Source organism: Candidatus Solincola tengchongensis (assembly GCF_015711935.1).
Taxonomy (GTDB): domain Bacteria; phylum Actinomycetota; class Geothermincolia; order Geothermincolales; family RBG-13-55-18; genus Solincola_A; species Solincola_A tengchongensis.
This window is the reverse complement of the sequence record NZ_JACVJJ010000066.1, coordinates 1-19,757: the sequence shown is the minus strand read 5'-3', so window position 1 is coordinate 19,757 and position 19,757 is coordinate 1. Positions and strand designations below refer to the sequence as shown.

Sequence of the window (19,757 nt, the reverse complement as noted above, 5' to 3'; positions counted from 1 at the left end):
ATATGGCCCCTGTCTCCGGAGCGCCCCGCCTCCCTCATGTTCCTCTAACCTTACAGGGGTTCGGTCATGGCGTCGTCCTTGTAGAAGCGGATGCCCTTCTCCTTGAGGCGGGCTATGAACTCGTCCGGAGGCAGGCAGGCCTCGGGCCCCATGACCCCCTTGGCCTCCACCTTGCCCTCCCCGATGAGCTGCACGGCCACCGAGGCGGGAAGGCCGGTTAGGGCATCCATGTGGGCCGCGGCGCCGTAGACGATGTGCGTCCAGCGCCCCTTCTTGCGGCCGGTTACGTCCACCCGGCATGCGGAACAGGGTTCCGGAGGACGCCCCACATCCTCCAGGTAGGGGAGCAGTTTGTTGAAGATGCCGCCCACGATGTCCTTCTTACGCACCGTGTCCGTGAGACGCAGCTTGACCAGGGCGTTGCAGAGGTGGACCAGGTAGGTGTCCACCAGTCCGCCCTTCAGGGTAACCGTACGGCAGTTGATATAACGTGGGATGGTGATGGGCTCCGGGTGACCGGCGTGGAAGACGTTTATGGCCCCCACGGGCTCCGGGAAGCGTATCTTCTCCAACCCTGAACCTGCTGGGATAAGGGTGATGCGACCGTCGATGTAGCTGGGGATCATCCCCGTCACCGCGTGCAGGTAGTGCAGGGTTACCGCCTTGCCCACCGTGTCCGAGGCGTGGCATCCCCAGGAGGTGGCGATCTCGTCCACCTCGTCCAGTTGGTCCGCCGCCTTGCGGGCCAGGACATTGGTTATTCCCGGGGTCCAGCCCACCCCGGTCACGGCGGTAACGCCCGCCTTCCTGGCCGACTCGTCCAGCTCCAGCACCTCCGCCGCGGCGTCGTAGTCGTCGCAGATGCTGACGTAATGGGCTCCGGCCTCTATGGCCGCCCTGGCCATCTTGGCCTCATATTTGTAGAACGGGCCCGCGGTGCCCAACACGATGTCGTGCCCCCGGATGAGCTCCACCAGACCGGGGTGGTCGTCGGCGTCGGCCTTCACCGCATTGCACTTGGGACCCAGCTCCGCGGCCAGCTGCTGGGCGGCCTCCAGGTTGTAGTCAGCGATTGTCACCTCGGTGACCGAGTCCGCGGCCGCCAGGTCCATCACCGCGCGCCTACCCATGGCGCCCGCTCCACCGATGGCGATCACCTTCATCCTCATCTCCTCCTTCCCTTTACGACCCCTATGTCCCGCCGTCCGATCTCATCCGCGATCCCGCCCGCCGGGTCCACGCCGGCCCAGGCGAGCTGTCCTCTACAATAAAGCCCGCCCTTGCCTTCGATTCCCCCTAGGCCGATCTTGCGCGCCATGCACGCGGCACGCTCGGCCTTATGGTATTATTTACCAACCACCGCCCGAGGGATGCTCCCTTCAGCGGCCCCATTAATCCACGCGGCGTCATTGGAACTCCGAAACGAGGACCCCCCGGCCACTCTCCCAGGAGACGTACCCTCACCCTACCCCCTTTCCTGCCGCCCCTTCGCCCTGGCTTCCCGGCCGTGCGCCCAGACCGTCCAGCATGGCCCCGAAGACCAGCTTCAACCCCTCCCCGATGTCGAAGTGCTCCTCGTTCTCCAGCCACTCCAGCTCCAGGCCTTCGGCGGCGCCCAGCATGGCCAGGGCCAGCTTGCCCGGGTCCTCGCGTCGTAACGCCCCTTCCTCCATCCCCTGTTCCACCAGGTCCGCTATGGCCTTGCGCATTCGCAGGTAATAGGAGGTCACCTTGCTCACGTATTCCTGGTCGAAGATGTAATGGCGGTCGGCGCGGAACTTCCACAGAAGCCGGCAGTGCTCCTTCTCCACCCGGTAAAGGGCGGTTACCTCGTCCAGGAGGCGGTCGAACTTCTCCCTGAAAGCCCCCTCCCAGCCCACTGCCTCCTCGAGCAGGCGGAGAAAGGCGGAGAGCATGTCCTCCACCAGGGAGAAGGCCAGCTCTTCCTTGGACTTCCAGTACCAGTAGATGGTCCCTTTACCCAAGCCGGCCGCCTCGGAGATCTCGGTCACCGTGGTGTTGTGGAAACCCTTCTGCGAGAAGAGCTTCAGGGCGGCTTCCTTGATCTGGCCCTCGCGTTTTTCCTTTAAAGGGTTGACCCTTCTTGGCATGAGGTCACCATCCAATATCGACCGACCATCCGGTCGATATTTAAGCAAACATTGTGGGCTAAATCAAGCAGGGTAATCGAATTCGCCCACCCGCTAAGCGCTCCCCTTTAACTCCCCGATCCCTCTGGCTCTCCAAACCGGCTCCGGATGGGATTCACCCGCATTGAAGCAGAAGGGATCCCCAGGGACAACCATGATCAGGAACGCGGCGAGGAAGTCTCACCCGGCCTCGAGTGCGGCGTGTGCCGGACCTTAAGGGTCCGCGACCGACACTCAAACATGGGAGGATATTCCCAAGAGGCGACGGTTAAGGGCCGGGGAAATGAATTGCAGCGGCTATTCGAGGCGTGCAGGCTCCTACGCAAACTCTTTATGACCAAAAGACGTTGCCCCTTCCGCCGATTTTCCTGTTGTTTCCTGGAGAGGATGCTTGATTTGCTGGCCAAACATCCGTGTCTACGGCAAGGCGTTTTTCCGACAAGGGCTCCGGTTGCTTTAAGAAATCCTCGTATTACTTGAAAAACCCTGGAAAGGTTGCCCGCTCCCCGGACATAATACGCTTATCCCTGGAAAGATGCCTGCCCGTCCGTTGATTCCTTTATCTCTCATGGGATCCCGGCGCTCCCTTGGAAGCTGCTGTGTCTCGCGGAAAGGATGCCCGCTCCCAGGATGGGAGACGAAAATGAGGGGGGATACTCATCCCCCCTCCATGAAAATGACGTCCTTCCTTATCCCGCCAAAGCCTAACCTAATAAGCCTCCTCCGTCATGCGGAAAACGTTCATTCCCGCATCATCTTCGCCTTATACCCTTAGGGGTATCACATTTCAAGACCTGACCCCTTAGCCGAGGAGGTGGCGGGCGATGACCACGCGCTGGATCTGGTTGGTGCCCTCGTAGATCTGGGTGATCTTGGCGTCGCGCATCATGCGCTCCAGGGGGTACTCCACCATGTAGCCGTAACCGCCCAGCACCTGCACCGCATCCACGGTGACCTTCATGGCCACATCGCTGGCGAAGCACTTGGCCATGGCCGAGACCGCCGAGGCCTCGCGCCCCGCCCTCTCCACGAGGGCCGCCGAGTAATAGACCAGCTGCCGAGCGGCCTCGATCTGCATGGCCATGTCCGCCAGCATGAACTGTATGCCCTGCAGGCGGGCGATGGGTCCTCCGAACTGCACCCTCTCCTTGGCGTAGGCCACGGCGTGATCCAGGGCCCCCTGGGCCAGCCCCACCGCCTGGGCGCCGATGGTGGGGCGGGTGCGGTCCAGGGTCATCATGGCGATCTTGAAGCCCTCGCCCTCCTTCCCCAGCAGGTTCTCCGCGGGGACCTCCATGTCCGTGAAGATGAGCTCCGTGGTCTGTGAGCCGCGGATGCCCATCTTGTGCTCGATCTTACCCACCTCGAAGCCGGGGAAGTCCTTTTCCACGATGAACGCGGAGATGCCCTTGACCCCCGCGCTCTCGTCCGTCTTGGCGAAGATGGAATAGGTATCGGCTATCCCGCCGTTGGTGATGAAGCACTTCTGGCCGTTGATCACGTAGACATCGCCCTTGCGCACCGCCCGGGTGGTCATGGCCGCGGCGTCGGAACCCGCTCCCGGCTCGGTGAGGCCGAAGGCGCATTGTTTCTCGCCCCGGGCCAGGGGCGGGATGTACTTCTTCAACTGTTCCTCGTTCCCCGCCAGGAGGATGGGGGTGGATCCGAGTTTGTTCACCCCCAGGATGAGGCTGGTGTTCACGCACACCCGGGCCAGCTCCTCGATGGCGATGCATACCGTGAGGAGGTCGGCCCCCGCCCCGTCGTATTCCTCCGGGAAACAGAGGGCCAGAAGGTCGTTGTCCCGCAGGAGCTCGAACATGTCCCAAGGGTACTCGCCCTTGGCATCGATCTCCGCCGCCCGCGGCTCCACTTTCTCCTTGGCCAGCTGGCGGACCGTCTGCTGCAACATCTTCTGCTCTTCGGTCAGCTCGTACATCTTGCGTTCCTCCTTCCTTACCGGGACCCGTCCCGGTGCGCCACCGGCTATCGCCCGTCAAGCATCTTTATAACCTATATGGCGACCATGGGCCATCATGGACCCTCCAGGACTGTGAATCGTCTCCGGCGCCCTCGCCTCCGGAAAGACCGTTTGGCTTTCCTTCCCGCGCCTCCTTGGGGAGGCCCTCAACCCACGCGGATGACCATCCCGTCCCCCTGGCCGCCGCCGCCGCATATCCCCGCGGCCCCGTAGCCGCCCCCGCGGCGGCGCAGCTCGTAGGCCAGGGTGGTTACTATGCGCAGACCGCTCACCCCGATAGGGTGCCCGAAGGCTATGGCCCCTCCGTTGACGTTGACGTTCTCCATCTCCGCGGGGTCCAGTCCCAGGAGCTCCGTGGAGCGCCACACGACGCTGGCGAAGGCCTCGTTTATCTCCACCAGCTTCAGGTCCTTGACCTCCAGGCCGGCCTTCTTCAGGGCGCTGAGTATGCCCAGTGCCGGTTGGGGATGCAGGTCGGCGAACTCCCCGGCGCTCCACCCGTAACTGACGATCCTGCACAGGGGCTCCAGGCCCATCTCCCGGGCCTTGTCCGCGCTCATGACCACGGCGGCGCAGGCCCCGTCGTTGATCTGGGAGGCGTTGCCGGCGGTTATGGAGCCCTCCTTGTCGAAGGCCGGCTTCAGGGCGGCGAGCTTCTCCACCGTGGTGTCCGGGCGCACCCCCTCGTCGCGGTCGAAGATGAGGGGCTCTCCTTTCTTCTGGGGGATCTCCACCGGGACGATCTCCTCCGCCAGGAGCCCCTTCTCCATGGCCGCCGCCGCCCTCTGGTGGGAACGGGCCCCCACCAGGTCCATCTGCTCCCGGGTGATCCCGTACTTGCGGGCCCAGATGTCGGACCCCATGCCCATGTGCACGTTCTCGAAGGCGTCCCACAGCCCGTCATGGATCATGCCATCCACCAGGGTGCCGTTGCCCATGCGGTATCCCAGGCGGGCCTTGGGGACGAGGTAGGGGGCGTTGGTCATGGATTCCTGGCCTCCAACCACGACGATCTCCGCCTCGCCCAGCTTTATCATCTGGTCGGCCATCTCCAGGGCGGACATGGAGGAGATGCACACCTTGTTCACGTTGATGCACCATACCTCCTTGGGGATCCCGCCCTTTACCGCCGCCTGGCGGGCGGGGATCTGCCCCTGGCCCCCGGTAAGGACCTGCCCCACGATGACGCAGTCCACGGATGCCGGGTCGATGCCGCTCCTTCGCAAAGCCTCCCGGATGGCAATTCCTCCCAGTTCCTGGGCGGTGAAGTCCTTCAGAGCCCCCGCCAGCCTGCCGAAGGGGGTCCGCGCCGAGCTGACTATGACCGTCTCCTTCATCTCCTACCTCCCTGATGCCGCGACCGATGCCGCTCTCCTTAATCCCACAACCCGGCTCCAAACCGGTATCCACGCTCACTATACCTATTCTCCATCCCCCGCTTCGCCGTCGCCCTCTCCGCTACAGGCCCAGCTCGCGGGAGATGACCATCCTCTGCACCTCCGAGGTGCCCTCCCCGATCTCCAGGATCTTGGCGTCGCGGAAGAACCTGGAAACCGGGTATTCCTCCATGAAGCCGTAGCCCCCGAATATCTGCACCGCCTGGGTGGCGGCGCGCATGCACATCTCCGAGGCGAAGAGCTTGGCCATGGAGGCCTCCTTGGTGTGGGGCACGCCGGCGTCGCGCATGGCCGCCGCCTTGTAGGCCATGTTGCGGGCCAGCTCTATCTCCGTGGCCATGTCCGCCAGCTTGAAGGACACCCCTTGGAACTTGCCGATGGGCTGCCCGAACTGCACCCGCTCCTTGGCGTAGCGCAGGGCCTCCTCGAAAGCCCCCTGTGCCGTGCCCACGGCCAGGGCGGCGATGGCGATGCGCCCCCCGTCCAGGCAGTCCAGGAACTGCTTGAAGCCCTCCCCCCGCTTGCCGATGAGGTTGGACTCGGGCACCTTGCAGTCCACGAAGTTCAGCTCCCGGGTGTCCGAGGCGTGCCAGCCCATCTTCCTGTACTTGGGGGCGATGTTGTACCCGGGGGTCCCCTTGGGGATGAAGATGTTGGAGATCTCCTTCTTCCCGCTGGGGCGGATGCCGGTCACCGCGGTTATGGTCACCACCCCGCTCATCTCCGTGCCCGGATTGGTGATGAAGCACTTGGTGCCGTTGATAACCCAGTGGCCGTCCCTGAGCTCCGCGCGGGTCTTGGTGTTCCCGGCGTCCGAGCCGGCCTCCGGCTCGGTGAGCCCGAAGGCCCCCAGCATCTTGCCCTGGGCCAGGGGGACCAGCCAATCCCTCTTCTGCTCCTCCGTGCCGTAGTAGTAGAAGGGCGCCGATCCCAGGGAGATGTGCGCCTCCACGGTGATGGCGCAGGAACCGTCCACCCTGGCCAGCTCCTCCACGGCGATGGCATAGGCCAGGTAGTCCCCGCCCGCCCCGCCGTACTCCTCCGGCCAGGGGATGCCCAAAAGGCCGAGCTCCCCCATCTTGCGCACGATATCGTAGGGGAACTCGCCGGTCTCCCATAAGCGCTCAACGTGAGGGCGGATCTCCTGCTCTGCGAAGTCGCGGACCGTCTGGCGAAACAGCCGCTTTTCCTCGTCCAGCTCGAAAAGCATACTCATCACCTGCCTCTTCTCCAGCTCCCTGCCTTACCTCATCCGCAGGCCACGTCGCTTCCGGGAGCCGCCGGAAGGGCCGTCGCAGGCCACGGCTCCCGCGGAGATCCTCCGGAGGGATGGAATCCCGTGGGGATTATATAGTAAACATCAGGCTTTATCCAACGATCGGCGAAGCGGGGTTCTTCTCCCGATGCGGGTGACCGCCTGTCCATGGTCGCCTTCTCCATCCCGATGAGATCACTGTTCTTTCCCCGATTCACGGCCACACTCGCACTTCCGTGACGAATCGCCGGCGCGAGAACCGGCAGCGCCTGCCTATGCAACCATGGGTTGGCGGGAATGCGCTTTCCGCGGTCTTCGCGGCGTGCGGACCATGAGGTGACCGGTCCATACGGCACCATGTTCGACATGAAAGCGGTCACAACGTATATCCGCGCCGTAAAGTCGCGTTAGAAGGAGCCTTTCCATCCGGCAAGGCCTCCTCCAGATACGGCCCGGGCCGGAGGCGCCAAGCGCCACTCAATGATTGGGAGGATTTCCGTCCGTGTTAGGCCTCCGCCTGGAGGTAAAGCAAAGCCGTCTTTGTCCCTCACCAGGCGCGGGCGACACGGCGGGTATAAGAATCCCTCCCTCCCTCACTCCCAGCGGGCGGAGCGGCAGGCCACTCCCAAAAGGCGCGCATCCCCGGCGATTCCCACTTCCGAAGGACGGAAGTAGCCTCTCCGTACCCTCAGATAGATGCTCACTAACCTGCCCCTCTCAAGGCTGGGCAAGGCAAATAGGAAGGTGTGCCAGCCGTGGCGCTCTATCCTCGCCTCCCCAGCCTTTTTCCCGCCGACGCTTACTTCCACATCCACGGGCCGGGACCAGGGGGAAGGGTGGAAGGTGGCCAGCTCGAGAACCAGCGCCCCGGCCCCCCGGGGCGATGGCATGAGCAGCCGGGAGCGCGGGCCCGACCAGCGGAAAGGCGCTTCCTCCCCCGCGGGAAGCTCGGGAGGGTACCATCCCGGTCCCCAGTGGGCGGGGTTATCGACCCGCGCCTCCCCCTCCAGCCCCCTCCCGGACAGCCGGGCCCTGAGGTAGGCGGATTTTCGCTCCGGGAGCGGGAGCATGGGCCGGCCCGCCGCCCGGGCCCTGGCCTCCCGGCGTACGGCCTGCAGCGGGGAGAGGGCGAGAAGTATCCCGTAACGCGCCATTCCCGGTAAAAGACCGGGGATGCTCCCTGACCGGGTTCCATCCTTTACCGCCTTGAATGCCAGCGAGGCCACCAGTCCCTGCGCAGCCCTGATCTCCGTGAGGCGGAAACCCGCCCGACGCAGGAAGCGAACCCATGCCCAGAGCGGGTAGGCCCCCTCGTGGGCGCCCTTCCTCTCCTCCTCCGGAGCCTCCCGCCAGGGCACGTAAAGGGGTTCGTTGGCCGCTAGGAGCAAACCACCGGGTTTCAGCACCCTCCTCGCCTCGGCCAGAAGGGCGGGGAGGTCCGGTGAATGGTGCAAGGTGGCCGTGGCCGCCACCACATCGAAGGACCCGTCCCGGAAGGGAAGGCGGTGCATGTCGCACAGCACCCGGTGGATGCGGAGCCCTTCCTCCTCCTCGAAGAACCGGCCGCAACCCAGGCCCATGACCTCGTCCTCGAGGATGTCCACGGCCACCACCTCCGCCCCCAGACGCGCGAAGTGCGCGGAATACCAGCACCTTCCGGCGCCCAGCTCCAGCACCCGGAGGCCCCGGAAATCGAGCCCCTCGCAGATGCCGAAGGCCTCCCGGCCGTGCCGCCTCCAGATTTCCAGGTCCGTTTTGGGGAGGGGACGTCCATCCAGCATGGGCAAAGCCAGTATGGTGCGGCGGTGTTCCTTCCAATCCTCGGGAGTAGCAGGAGAACCGGGCAACAAGGCCCGGAAAGCCTCCCTCTCCCGCACCACCTCCGGCGGCGGGTCCACCAGGAAATCGGCGATGCCCTTGCTCACCTGGTAGGTCTTTCCACAGGAAGCACAGGCGATCGTGGTCTTCTCCAAGGCTTCGGCAGTCTGCTTTGAAGCCGTGAGCCCGTCTGCGCCGCAGACCAGGCACCGCATCGCCGCCAACAACCTGTCGTCCATCTCCCCGCCGCCGCGCCGCCCGACCCTCTCCGGGCTTCAGGCCGGCTCGAACCACATGAGGAGCATGGGATGGGATACCGGCTCCGTGGCGTAGGCCACCTTCACGGGCATGCCCACCTTTATGTCCTCCACCCTTCCGAAATTGCGCAGCTGGTGGGTAAAAAGGGTATCCGCGCCGTCCATCTTCACCAGGGCGAGCACGTAGGGGGTCTCCACCTTCATGAAGGCGGGGACGAAGTAGGAGACTGAGAAACTGGACAAGACCCCGGTGCCCGGAAGTTCCTTCCACCTGGTGATGCTCAGGCAGTCGGCACACAGCGGCCTGGGGATCCCCCACACCTTCCCGCACTTGGGACACTCGGTGGTGAAGAACCTCTTGTTGGCCAGCTCGATGAAGAACTTGGAATATTTTCCCAATACATGCCGATAGCTGAACTCCATCTTCCACTCTATGCGCATGATCTGGCGAAAATCCTTCCAGGGATCCCCCTCCGGGTGGTCGAACGGCATGGGGTCCTCGGCGGTAAATATCTCGAGCAGGTTGGAAATGAGCTCCGTACCCATCCTAATCCCTCCTTTCGAAGATGTTGACCACGCAGAAGGTGCCCGTACCTCCGTGGCTGTCCATCCCGCCCCGCTTGGCGTTGAGCTCCACCTGCCGCTTGGGGTGAGCCTCCTGGCGCAGCTGGCGCAGGATCTCCACTCCCTGGGCGATACCCGTGGCCCCCACCGGATGACCGAACCCTATCAGTCCTCCGGAGGTGTTCGTGGGGAGCTCGCCGCCCAGGTCGAAGACGCCCTTCTCCATGAGCTTCCCGCTCTCACCCTCCTTGCAGAAGCCTAGGTCCTCATAACTCACCAGCTCCACGCCCGAATATGCGTCGTGGACCTCGAAGCAGTCGAAGTCCTCGAGGGGATTCTTCACCCCGGCCATCTTATAGGCCTGCTCCGCGGCCATCCGCTTGCCCCGGAAGTGGGTGATGCCGGGATAGGGATGCGGGCGGTCGGCCATCCTCATGAAGTCAGTCCCGCACCCCGTGCCGGTCATCTCGATGGTGGGCTTCCTCTCCCAGGTGCGGCAGTGCTTCTTGGCCCATTCCTCGGTGGCGAAGATGAGGCACGCCGCGCCGTCGGAGAGCAGGCAGTTGTCCAGGAGCTTGTAGGGGTAGGTGATCATGCGCGAGTTCATCACGTCCTCGACGGTTATGTCCATGGGATAATGGGCCTTGGGGTTGTACATGGCGTTGCGGTGGTTCTTCACGCTGACCAGGGCGAACTGCTCCTCCTTGGTCCCGTACTTCTCCATGTGGGCCACCATCATCATGGCGTAATAGGCGATGTAGAAGCCGGCCACCTGGACCTCCCAGTCGGTGTCCGAGGCCAGGGCGATGAACTGCTGGGCCACGTCGGAGGGCACGTGCCTTCCCATGTTCTCCGCCCCGAAGACGATCATGGAGTCGCAGATCCCGGACATTATATAGGCATAGGCGTTGCGGATGGCCAGGCCTCCCGTGGCCCCTCCTCCCTCCACGCGCACGTTGGGTTTGGGGCACATGCCGATGTTGTCGTGGAAGATCGCACCGGCCTTCAACTGCTTGTCGAAGTGATCACTGAAATAGCTGGTGGTGCTGTGCTCGATGTCCTGGATGTCCACACCGGCGTCCTCGAGGGCTTCCAGGACGGCCTCGTTCACCCAGTCCCTCATGTTGCCGTCCGCCCGCTCCGCCGCGAACTTGGATATCCCTCCTCCCAGGACGAAAACCCTTCTCTTCTTGTTCAACACCTCCATATCCGTACCTCCCTCCTTCAAGATCTACCTTCGGCGAACGGAATCCGACCCACGGCGGATCCATGCGCGTATGAATGCGTGAAGATCAGGACCGGATCACCTCCCCATGTCTCTACCCTGCTTCTTGGAAACTGCCCTGTTACCGCATGTGGGGCCGGGCGAACTCGAAGTAGGCCTGTGCCGTGAGGCGCAGTTTCTCCTCGTTCTCCTCCGGAAGCTCCTTGGTCACCTTGGCCGGAACCCCCATGACCATGGAGCGAGGGGGTATCTGCATTCCCTGCGGGATGACCGCTCCCGCGGCCACCACGCTTCCGTGGCCCACCACGGCGCCGTCCAGGATCACGGCGTTCATGCCTATGACGCAGTTGTCCTCCACGGTGGCCCCATGGAGTATGGCCCCGTGCCCGCAGGTCACGTAGTTCCCCACCGTCACCGGGCCGTGCAGCACGCAGCAGTCCTGTATGCTGGTATATTCTCCCACCACGATCTCCCCGCGATCGGCGCGCAGCACGGCGTTGTACCAGATGCTGGCATGAGAACCCACCTTCACGTCCCCGATGAGCCGGGCCCCCTCGGCCAGGAAGGCGTCGGGAGAAACCCGTGGCGACTTGTCACCGTAGGGCACGAGCATCGGGTCTACCTCCCTTTCATCCGCATGAGCCCCGTCTCCGCGCGTGCCGCGGGCGGTCCGCCAGCGGCAACGCGCCATCTTCCGGCCGGAAAACGACAAGTAATTATAACATCCGCCCGACCGCCGTTTAAACGCTTGCTCCGCCGCCTCTCATCCCCTTCCCCTCTTCCGCCGTGTCTCCGTGAAACCTACGGCGTGGCTTTTTCGAGGAACGAAAGATCGCCCTTGGCAGGGAGGGATACCCGACGCGGCGACGAACCGTCACGAACCGCCATGACGACCCGTGGTCCGCCCCGGGACTCCCCCCCACGCTTGTCCTTTCCCAAAACGCGCCTCGGCCCGCTTCCGTGATGCCCCGGAGTCCCGCGAAACCCGAAGAACGAGGAAACGAAGTCCTCCCATCGGCCCGACAATGGCCGGAGAAAGAGGCAATGCCACGGAGCCCAGGAGACCAGTCCCGTCAGGAGAGCCCCGACGCCTCCGCGCCCCGGCATTTCTCAAGTGAGCCGGTTGCCTAGTCGATAACATGGAGCGGAATCGGCGGATGGACCTTGCGATGCAAACGGCGGAGATGGGACGGGCGCTCGATGGCGCCCCCTTCTGGCCACTGAAGGAGGAAGATTGACGGAGAAAAGGTATTACTGCCCCCAGTGCCTTTCCTACGGGGAAGCGGGCGCCGAGTTCTGCACCTCCTGCGGCGCCAAGCTGGTCCCTCTCATGCGCATCGTCATCATGCCCTTCGTGGAGAGCGGCCAGGAGCCCGAGGACCTCGGGGAATACGGAGAGCTGGTCTCAAGGGACGGCGAGCTCTCCCCGGCCATGGCCATAGGGTGCCAGCTCTACATGCAGAGTGACCTGGAGAGATCGCGGCTCATGGCCAGCCAGAAGGAGTTCTACTTCCGGGAGGCGGAACGCATGCTCCCTCGGCTGGTGAAGAGCTACCTGGAACCCATGGTCTTCTACGAAGTTCCGGATCCGGACGAGGTGGAGCGGATAGCCGATGAGGCGGCGGACGTGCCCACCGAGCTCTTCGTCATCATCCAGAACCGCTACGACCCGGAATACCTCTTCCTGCCGGAGATAGATTACTTCTTCTTCCGCTACCCCCGCCTGCACACTTCGGGCACCGGTCCGGACAGCGGGTTCGGCTTCGTGCGCCTGAGCGCCTTCCTGCTGGACAACCGCGAGAACCGCATCGTCAGCAGGGGTTCGGGGTCGGGATTGGAGCTCTACCGGCCTCCGGAGGCGGTGCTCGACGAGAACTTCAACGTGTCCCTCGAGGAGCAGATGGAGGTCATGCGGCTGGCCGCCTCACGGGCGGTGGAATCCCTGCTGCAGACCATGAAGATGATAAAGTGAACGTCACTCCTCAACCCCGCCGTACACGTATGCGTTCAGCGGGCCCGGCAACGATTAAACCCCGCGGGCGGCCCACGAGCTTCGGCCCCCGATGCATAGTGGGTGCATAGGAAGCGGCTTAGAAGACCCGCGTCTTTATGCGACCACCCCGAGCCTCAGCCCACCTTGCGGATGGGCGCATACTGCAGGAGGAGGAGCTTTTCCCCCACTCCCCGGAAATGGACGGTTATCTCCGGACCGCTCCTCCCTCGGGACACCCCCATGACCGTGCCCTCGCCCCACACCTCGTGCACCACCCGGTCCCCCACCCGGTAGGAGGCGGCCAGGGATTCCAGGCGTCGCTCCTCCGCGTTCTCCAGAGCCTTCCCCCTCTCCCACTGGAAGGTGGAAAGCACTTCTAGGCAGCGGGTCGGGATGTCCCTAATAAAGCGGGATTCGGGAAGGAAGCGCAGGTCCCCGTATTGGGAGCGGGTGGCTGCCCCAGTGAGATAGAGGAGGTCTTTGGCCCTGGTGACCCCCACATAGAAGAGCCGCCTCTCCTCTTCCATGCTCGCCTCGCTATCCATGCAGCGCAGGTGGGGGAAGACGCCGTCCTCCATGCCCACGATGAAGACCACGGGGAATTCCAGCCCCTTGGCGTTGTGCAGGGTCATCAGGGTGACCGCTCCCTCCTCCTCGTCGTAGAGGTCTATCTCCGCCACCAGGGAGGTGCGCTCCAGGAAGGCCTCCAGGCCCTCCCCGGGGTGGACGGCGTGGAAATCCGTGGCCGCGTTTAACAACTCTTCCAGGTTCTCGAGCCTTCCTTCCGCCTCGAAAGTGCCCTCGCGGCGCAGGGCCTCCAGGTACCCGGTGCGCTCCAGCACCAGGCGCATGAAGTCGGGGAGGGGGGTCTCCGCCGACCTGCCGCGCAGCTCCTCCACCAGCTCCGCGAACTCGCCCAGCTTGCGCCGCGCGGCCTGTCCCAGCGCGGGCACCTCATCCGCCCGGCGTATCGCCTCCCACAGGGATATGCCCTCCTTTCTGGCAAAACCTTCCAGATGAGCGAGGGTGGTCTCGCCGATGCCCCGGCGGGGCTCGTTGATGATGCGGCGCAGGTTGACGGCGTCGTCGGGGTTGAGGATGAACTTCAGGTAGGCCAGGACGTCCTTGACCTCTTTGCGCTCGTAGAACTTGAAGCCGCCCACGATCTTGTAAGGTATGCCGGCGCGCAGGAAGACCTCCTCGAAAGGGCGTGACTGGGCGTTGGTGCGGTAGAAGACGGCTATGTCCCGGTGGCGGTAACCTCTCTCCTCCACCAGGCGGTCCACCTCCGCGGCCACGAAGGCCGCCTCCTCCGAGCCTGAGGGGGCGAAGAGATAGCGGATGGGCTCCCCCTCCTCGCGTTCCGTCCACAGGCGCTTCTCCCGGCGGCCGGCGATGCGCGAGACGACGTGGTTGGCAGCCTCCAGGATGACCCGCGTGGAGCGGTAGTTGCGCTCCAGTCGCACCACCCTGGCCTCGGGGAAATCCCGCTCGAACTCCAGGATGTTGCGCAGGTCGGCCCCCCTCCAGGAATAGATGCCCTGGTCGTCGTCGCCCACCACGCAAAGGTTGCGGTGGGATGCGGAGAGCAGGCGCACCAGGCGGTACTGAGCCGGGTTGGTGTCCTGGTACTCGTCCACGTTGATGTACGTGAACCGCCTCTGGTAATGCTCGAGGACGGCGGGGAAGAGCTCGAAGAGGGCGATGGTGTTGAGCAAAAGGTCGTCGAAGTCCATGGCGTTGTTGCGGCGCAGTTCCTCCTGGTAGGCGAGGTAGACGACACTGGCCACCTGGGTGAGGTCGTCATGGACGCGGCTCCGGAAACCCTCGGGGTCCAGCATGTCGATCTTGGCCTTCTCGATCACCGCCCGCACCACGCGTGGCGGGAATCGCTTCACGTCCAGGTCCTGCTCCCTCATCACCCTGCCCACCAGGCGCAGCTGGTCCTCGTCGTCGTAGATGACGAAGTTCTTCCTGAACCCCAGCCTCTCCGCCTCGCGGCGCAGGATGCGGGCGCAAGCGGCGTGGAAGGTGGATATCCATATGGAGGAGGCCTTCTGACCCACCAGGTGATGTATCCTCCCCCGCATCTCCTCCGCGGCCTTGTTGGTGAAGGTGATGGCCAGGATGTTCTCCGGGGCCGCCCGGCCCGAGGCCACCAGGAGGGCCACCCGGTAGGTGAGCACGCGGGTCTTCCCGCTTCCCGCCCCGGCCAGGATGAGCAGGGGCCCGTCAAAGTGGAGCGCGGCCTCCCGCTGCTCCGGGTTCAGCTCCTTCAGGATGTCCGTTTCCTTCTTGTCTGTCATGGCCTTATGACTCCTCTCCGGTTTTCTAAAGACTATATTACCGGCGGGGGACAGATGTCGCCGCGGTACTGCCGGAAAGGAACGGAGACCACCCCGAGCTTTACCTTCTCCCCTTCTGCCTCCGTGCCCAATCCCCCGCCGGAAGCCCTCGATCTCGAGGTCCTTCGTCCCATCCCTCCTGCAAAATACCTCCGGCAGACGCCGGAAGGCCTTCCCACCCGGTGTCCACCGATGCTGCACGGCCATAAACCTCCGCCGGGAACAAGCACAAACGTCCCGGGTGAGGACCCCGCATGCCCGGCTTTCTTCGGGGCTAACGGGAACGCCCCTCAAAGAGGAGGAAACGTCTTCCCCGCCTCCTGACACCGAACCCGCAGGGTTTAAACCCGCCGCGGCGGGGTATTAGTTAAACGGTCACAGGACCGGTCTCACGCGGGGCGGGACAGGGAGGGGTCCCTCCCGCAGGGCTCGCCGGAGGACACCATCCCTGCCACCCGCACCTGATTTTCCTGTCCGGCGAACCGGACCTCGGAGGGGCGCGACGCCGAGCCGCCCTCACCCTTGGGATGAGAGAGGAGGAATGAGCCTTGGATTTCGGGTTCGACGAATCGCAGCGCATGTTCCGGGAAAACCTCCGGGATTTCCTGGAAGGGGAGATAGCCCCCCTGGTGGACGCCCAGGAGAAGAAAGGACCCATGGACCGGGAGGAGGCCCTGGACCTGCTCAGGCGGTTCCGCAAGGTAGGCGTGGGTTTTGACCTGGACAGCCTGCGGGAGCTGGGGTCCGACCCCGTCTGCGTGGGCATACTCGCCGAGGAGATGTTCCGGGTGTGGCCCAGCGCCGCGGGCCTGGTGGGCCTGACCTTCCCCGCAGCCCTGGTGTATCTGGGCCCGGAGGACATGCGGCGCAGGTGGCTTCCCAGGCTGGAGCGCAACGAGGTCATCGGCTGCTACGCCATCACCGAGCCCAAGGCGGGCTCCGACAACCGGGCCATGCGCACCACCGCGGTACTGGACGGGGACTATTACGTGGTCAACGGGACCAAGACCTGGATAAGCAACGCCCCGGTGGCCGACATCTGCCTGCTGGTGGCCAACGACGACAAGGGCAACCGCATCTTCCTCCTGGTGGAGAAGGAGGTCTCCCCCTTCCAGACCGGGACCCTGCACAAGCTGGGCTGGAGAGCGGCACCCACCGGCGAGATATACTTCGACAACTGCCGGGTGCCGAGGGAGAACAACGTCCTGGACATGGTCCAGAGGACGCTCTCCGATCCGGAGCGGCTGCGGGAGCTGGGCGTGGAGCTCGACCCCTCGCGTCTCCAGTCTTCGGGGTTCATGGGCGTGCTCTCCCGGATGAGCCCGGAGAACGTCATCTTCGCCTTCCTGCGCAGCGGCATGGCTCTGGCCGCGGCGGGCATCTCCCAGGCCGCCCTGGACGCCTCCATAAAATTCGCCCGGGAACGGGTGCAGTTCGGGAAGCCCATTGGGAGGTTCCAGCTGGTGCAGGAGATGCTCTACAACATGACCGCCCTCACCGAGACCTCCCGCCTGCTGGGCTACAAGGCCCTGTGGGCGGTGACCCGGGGCGACCCCCAGGCGCGCATGCTCTCCTCGCTGGCCAAGGGTTACGCCTGCGACGCCGCGGTGAAGGTCACCTACGACGCCATACAGATACACGGCGGGATGGGCCTGTCTGACGAATACCCTCTGGAGAGGTACTTCCGGGACGCCCGCATGCTCACCATCCCGGACGGGACGGCGGAGATCCAGAAACTCATCGTGGGGAGGGAGCTCCTGGGGCCGGGGTTCTCGGCCTACGCCTGAGGCTCGGCCTGCGCCTGAGATAATCTCCGGACCAGCCGGGACCCCATCACCCTTCGCCGTGCGGGATATTCACAAACCAGACGCCCGTCGGGGGAAAAGGGCTCCCGGGTAAAGCTTCTCGGCTTAAGCCCGAGGGAAGGGATCGCAGGGGAACCCAACCGACACTCGCCCCGGGGGGAAGGATACGGCCTCCCGCCCCGGCTCCGCGGCTCATTCCCACTCGATGGTCGCCGGAGGCTTGGAGGAGATGTCCAGGACCACGCGGTTCACGCCGCGTACCTCGTTGATAACCCGGTTGGATATTCTTTCCAACACATCATAGGGGAGGCGGGCCCAGTCCGCGGTCATGGCGTCCTCGCTGGTCACCGCCCGCACCACGATGGGGTAGGCGTAGGTCCGCTCGTCCCCCATGACCCCCACCGTCTTTATGTCCGGAAGGATGGCGAAGGACTGCCAAAGCTGGCGGTAGAGGCCGGCGCGCTTCACCTCCTCCACCACGATGGCGTCCGCCTCGCGCAGGATCTCCAGCTTCTCCGCGGTGACCTCGCCGATGATGCGGATAGCCAGCCCCGGCCCGGGAAAGGGTTGCCTCCAGACGATCTCCTCCGGGAGCCCCAGCTCCTCCCCCACGGCCCGGACCTCGTCCTTGAAGAGGTTGCGCAGGGGCTCCACAAGGGTGAAGTCCATGTCCTCGGGCAATCCGCCCACGTTGTGGTGGGACTTGATGCGCGCCGCGTCCCGGGTCCCGCTCTCGATGATGTCCGGATAGAGCGTCCCTTGCACCAGGTAGTGGGTGTCCTTGAGTTCCCGGGCCACCTCCTCGAAGACACGGATGAACTCCTCCCCGATGGCCTTGCGTTTCGCCTCGGGGTCGGTGACCCCCTTGAGGCGGGCCAAGAAGCGGTCCTGGGCCTTCACGTGGATGAGGTTCATGTGGAAGTGGCGGCGGAAGGTGTCCTCCACCTGTTCCGCCTCGCCCTTGCGCAGGAGGCCGTGGTCCACGAAGACGCAGGTCAGCTGGTCCCCCACCGCCTTGTGCACCAGGACGGCGGCGGTCGCGGAGTCCACTCCCCCGGAAAGGCCGCAGATGATCTTGTTCTCCCCCACCGTCTCCCGGACCTCCTCCACCGCCTGCTCGATGATGGAGACCATGGTCCAGGAAGGGAGGAGGTCCGCCGCACTGTAGAGGAAGTTCTTGAGCACCTCCATGCCCAGGGGGGTATGGACGACCTCGGGGTGGAATTGCACCCCGTACATCTTCCGCTGCACGTCCTCCATGGCCGCCACCGGTGAGGCGGCGGTGCGGGCGGTGACCCGGAAGCCGGGAGGAGCCTCCACCACGCTGTCCCCGTGGCTCATCCAGACCGTCTGTTTGAGGGGCAGCTCCTCGAAGAGCACGCTCCCTCCGACGACCTCCAGGTCCGTCTTCCCATATTCCCGGACGCCGGTCGCCTCCACCCTCCCGCCCATCTCCCGGGCGATGAGCTGGTGTCCGTAGCATATACCCAATATCGGGAGGCCCAGCCGAAAGATGTCCGGATGCGGCCTGGGAGCCCCTTCCTGGTAAACACTGGAAGGCCCTCCGGAGAAGATGAGCGCCTTGGCTCCCCGGCGGAGTATCTCGTCGGGAGGGATGTCGTAAGGCACGATCTCCGAATAGACCTTGCACTCCCGCACCCGGCGGGTGATGAGCTGCGCGTACTGGGCGCCGAAGTCCACCACCAGCACGCAGTCCTCAGGACGAGACTTCAACGTCCTCTCCCTTCCTCCCTGTGTACACCGACGGGCTCCCTCCCCCCTCGGAAGCGAGGCGCCTGCTCCTCGAAACGAAAACCGAAAAGCGGCGTCGCGTAAAACCGTGCCGCGGGAAGTGCCTTTCTCATTTGATCATGCCCACGCCCTGTTCGTACTGCAGGGCCTTGCCCTCGGTGCGCACGGCGGGGGCTACCATCACCTCGGCGCGCTGGAAGTCCTTGATGCTCTCGTAACCGCAGGTGGCCATGGACATGCGCAGGGCTCCGAAGAGGTTTACCGTGCCGTCGTTCTCGTGGGCCGGTCCTACCAGTATCTCCTTAAGCGTCCAGCGCTGTTCCGTCTTCACCCGCGTGCCGCGCGGGAGCTCGGGATGGAAGGTGGCCATTCCCCAGTGGTAGCCGAGACCGGGCGCCTCCTTGGCGGAGGCGATGGGAGAGCCGAGCATCACTGCGTCCGCGCCGCAGGCGATGGCCTTGGCGATGTCCCCACCGGTGCGCATCCCCCCATCGGCGATGACGTTCACGTAGTTCCCGGTCTCGGTGAGATGCCTCACGCGGGCCGCGGCGGCATCGGCCAGGGCCGTGGCCTGGGGCACCCCGACGCCCAGGACGCCCCGCGTGGTGCACGCGGCGCCCGGCCCCACTCCCACCAGCACCCCCACCGCGCCGGTGCGCATGAGATGCAGGGCCGTGGAGTAGGATGCGCAACCGCCCACGATGGCCGGGATGGGGAGTTCGGCGATGAACTTCTTGAGGTTGAGGGGCTCGGTCCGGGTAGAAACGTGTTCCGCGCTGATGACCGTCCCCTGTATGACCAGGATGTCCAAGCCAGCTTCCAGGGCTATCTTGTAATATTTTTCCACCCGCTGGGGGGTCAGTGAGGCCGCCGCCACCACGCCCCCCTCCTTGATCTCACGGATGCGGCGGTAGATGAGCTCCTCCTTGATGGGCTCCCGGTAGAGCCTCTGCATCCCCGCCGTGGCCTCCTCCTTGGAAAAGGACGCTATCTCCTCGAAGACCGGTCGGGGGTCCTCGTACCTGGTCTGGAGGCCTTCAAGGTTGAGAACGGCAAGCCCTCCCAGTTTTCCCACGGCGATGGCCATGGGGACGTCCACCACCGCGTCCATGGCCGCAGCCAGGAAAGGCAGCTGGAACTTGAAACCTGCCAGCTCCCAGCTTATGTCCACGTCGTCGGCGTCCCGGGTCCGCCGCGACGGCACGATGGAAATCT

General features: G+C 64.5%; 15 protein-coding genes. 2 read left to right on the top strand and 13 right to left on the bottom strand.

Going from position 1 to position 19,757, the window contains the following annotated elements; genetic code table 11:
- Window positions 1–50: 50 nt before the first annotated feature.
- The 9 genes from H7007_RS05810 to H7007_RS05770 form a co-directional block, all read right to left on the bottom strand.
- A complete protein-coding gene (locus H7007_RS05810; RefSeq protein WP_287153819.1) occupies window positions 51–1,169 on the bottom strand; it encodes a saccharopine dehydrogenase family protein in 1,119 nt (372 codons plus the stop codon).
- A gap of 291 nt (window positions 1,170–1,460) precedes the next feature.
- Entirely contained in the window at window positions 1,461–2,111 is a 651-nt protein-coding gene (locus H7007_RS05805) for a TetR/AcrR family transcriptional regulator (RefSeq protein ID WP_287153817.1), read from the bottom strand.
- A gap of 841 nt (window positions 2,112–2,952) precedes the next feature.
- Entirely contained in the window at window positions 2,953–4,089 is a 1,137-nt protein-coding gene (locus H7007_RS05800; protein WP_287153816.1) for an acyl-CoA dehydrogenase, read from the bottom strand.
- Window positions 4,090–4,277: 188 nt separating this feature from the next.
- Window positions 4,278–5,468: an acetyl-CoA C-acetyltransferase gene (locus H7007_RS05795; RefSeq protein ID WP_287153814.1), complete on the bottom strand. Its 1,191-nt coding sequence runs from the start codon at window positions 5,466–5,468 to the stop codon at window positions 4,278–4,280.
- 121 nt (window positions 5,469–5,589) lie between these two features.
- On the bottom strand, window positions 5,590–6,738 hold the full coding sequence (locus H7007_RS05790; RefSeq protein WP_350340624.1) for an acyl-CoA dehydrogenase family protein: 1,149 nt from the start codon (window positions 6,736–6,738) through the stop codon (window positions 5,590–5,592).
- 638 nt (window positions 6,739–7,376) lie between these two features.
- Complete coding sequence (locus tag H7007_RS05785) at window positions 7,377–8,840, bottom strand: class I SAM-dependent methyltransferase (protein WP_287153810.1); 1,464 nt, start codon at window positions 8,838–8,840, stop codon at window positions 7,377–7,379.
- Between the two features lie 36 nt (window positions 8,841–8,876).
- Window positions 8,877–9,404 (bottom strand): Zn-ribbon domain-containing OB-fold protein, encoded by a 528-nt coding sequence (locus tag H7007_RS05780; protein WP_287153808.1) that lies wholly within the window; start codon window positions 9,402–9,404, stop codon window positions 8,877–8,879.
- Window position 9,405: 1 nt separating this feature from the next.
- Complete coding sequence (locus H7007_RS05775; RefSeq protein WP_287153806.1) at window positions 9,406–10,650, bottom strand: thiolase C-terminal domain-containing protein; 1,245 nt, start codon at window positions 10,648–10,650, stop codon at window positions 9,406–9,408.
- 118 nt (window positions 10,651–10,768) lie between these two features.
- Window positions 10,769–11,260 carry a gamma carbonic anhydrase family protein gene (locus tag H7007_RS05770; RefSeq protein WP_287153804.1) on the bottom strand — a complete coding sequence of 164 codons (492 nt, stop codon included), beginning with the start codon at window positions 11,258–11,260 and terminating at the stop codon, window positions 10,769–10,771.
- 621 nt (window positions 11,261–11,881) lie between these two features.
- On the opposite strand from H7007_RS05770, the gene H7007_RS05765 reads away from it, so the two are divergent.
- Window positions 11,882–12,619 carry a zinc ribbon domain-containing protein gene (locus H7007_RS05765; protein ID WP_287153803.1) on the top strand — a complete coding sequence of 246 codons (738 nt, stop codon included), beginning with the start codon at window positions 11,882–11,884 and terminating at the stop codon, window positions 12,617–12,619.
- 155 nt (window positions 12,620–12,774) lie between these two features.
- On the opposite strand, the gene pcrA is transcribed toward H7007_RS05765, so the two are convergent.
- Together pcrA and H7007_RS05755 are read right to left on the bottom strand one after the other, a co-directional pair.
- Window positions 12,775–14,946 carry a DNA helicase PcrA gene (gene pcrA, locus H7007_RS05760; protein ID WP_287153802.1) on the bottom strand — a complete coding sequence of 724 codons (2,172 nt, stop codon included), beginning with the start codon at window positions 14,944–14,946 and terminating at the stop codon, window positions 12,775–12,777.
- A gap of 32 nt (window positions 14,947–14,978) precedes the next feature.
- The gene (locus tag H7007_RS05755; protein WP_287153801.1) at window positions 14,979–15,119 is read right to left on the bottom strand and encodes a hypothetical protein; all 141 of its coding nucleotides are present in this window, start codon (window positions 15,117–15,119) and stop codon (window positions 14,979–14,981) included.
- 414 nt (window positions 15,120–15,533) lie between these two features.
- Between H7007_RS05755 and H7007_RS05750 the strand changes: the two genes are divergently transcribed.
- Window positions 15,534–16,772 (top strand): acyl-CoA dehydrogenase family protein, encoded by a 1,239-nt coding sequence (locus H7007_RS05750; RefSeq protein ID WP_287153800.1) that lies wholly within the window; start codon window positions 15,534–15,536, stop codon window positions 16,770–16,772.
- A gap of 210 nt (window positions 16,773–16,982) precedes the next feature.
- On the opposite strand, the gene guaA is transcribed toward H7007_RS05750, so the two are convergent.
- Together guaA and H7007_RS05740 are read right to left on the bottom strand one after the other, a co-directional pair.
- Entirely contained in the window at window positions 16,983–18,524 is a 1,542-nt protein-coding gene (gene guaA, locus H7007_RS05745) for a glutamine-hydrolyzing GMP synthase (RefSeq protein WP_287153799.1), read from the bottom strand.
- A gap of 127 nt (window positions 18,525–18,651) precedes the next feature.
- Entirely contained in the window at window positions 18,652–19,755 is a 1,104-nt protein-coding gene (locus H7007_RS05740; RefSeq protein ID WP_350340623.1) for a GuaB3 family IMP dehydrogenase-related protein, read from the bottom strand.
- Between the last annotated feature and the right edge of the window lie 2 nt (window positions 19,756–19,757).

Bases quoted from the DNA above. Each gene is read 5' to 3' on its own strand.
- H7007_RS05770 (WP_287153804.1), bottom strand. From the start codon at position 11,260: ATGCTCGTGCCCTACGGTGACAAGTCGCCACGGGTTTCTCCCGACGCC.
- H7007_RS05755 (WP_287153801.1), bottom strand. From the start codon at position 15,119: ATGGGACGAAGGACCTCGAGATCGAGGGCTTCCGGCGGGGGATTGGGC.
- H7007_RS05810 (WP_287153819.1), bottom strand. From the start codon at position 1,169: ATGAGGATGAAGGTGATCGCCATCGGTGGAGCGGGCGCCATGGGTAGG.
- H7007_RS05795 (WP_287153814.1), bottom strand. From the start codon at position 5,468: ATGAAGGAGACGGTCATAGTCAGCTCGGCGCGGACCCCCTTCGGCAGG.
- H7007_RS05780 (WP_287153808.1), bottom strand. From the start codon at position 9,404: ATGGGTACGGAGCTCATTTCCAACCTGCTCGAGATATTTACCGCCGAG.
- H7007_RS05785 (WP_287153810.1), bottom strand. From the start codon at position 8,840: ATGGACGACAGGTTGTTGGCGGCGATGCGGTGCCTGGTCTGCGGCGCA.
- pcrA (WP_287153802.1), bottom strand. From the start codon at position 14,946: ATGACAGACAAGAAGGAAACGGACATCCTGAAGGAGCTGAACCCGGAG.
- H7007_RS05800 (WP_287153816.1), bottom strand. From the start codon at position 4,089: ATGTACGAGCTGACCGAAGAGCAGAAGATGTTGCAGCAGACGGTCCGC.
- H7007_RS05790 (WP_350340624.1), bottom strand. From the start codon at position 6,738: ATGCTTTTCGAGCTGGACGAGGAAAAGCGGCTGTTTCGCCAGACGGTC.
- H7007_RS05805 (WP_287153817.1), bottom strand. From the start codon at position 2,111: ATGCCAAGAAGGGTCAACCCTTTAAAGGAAAAACGCGAGGGCCAGATC.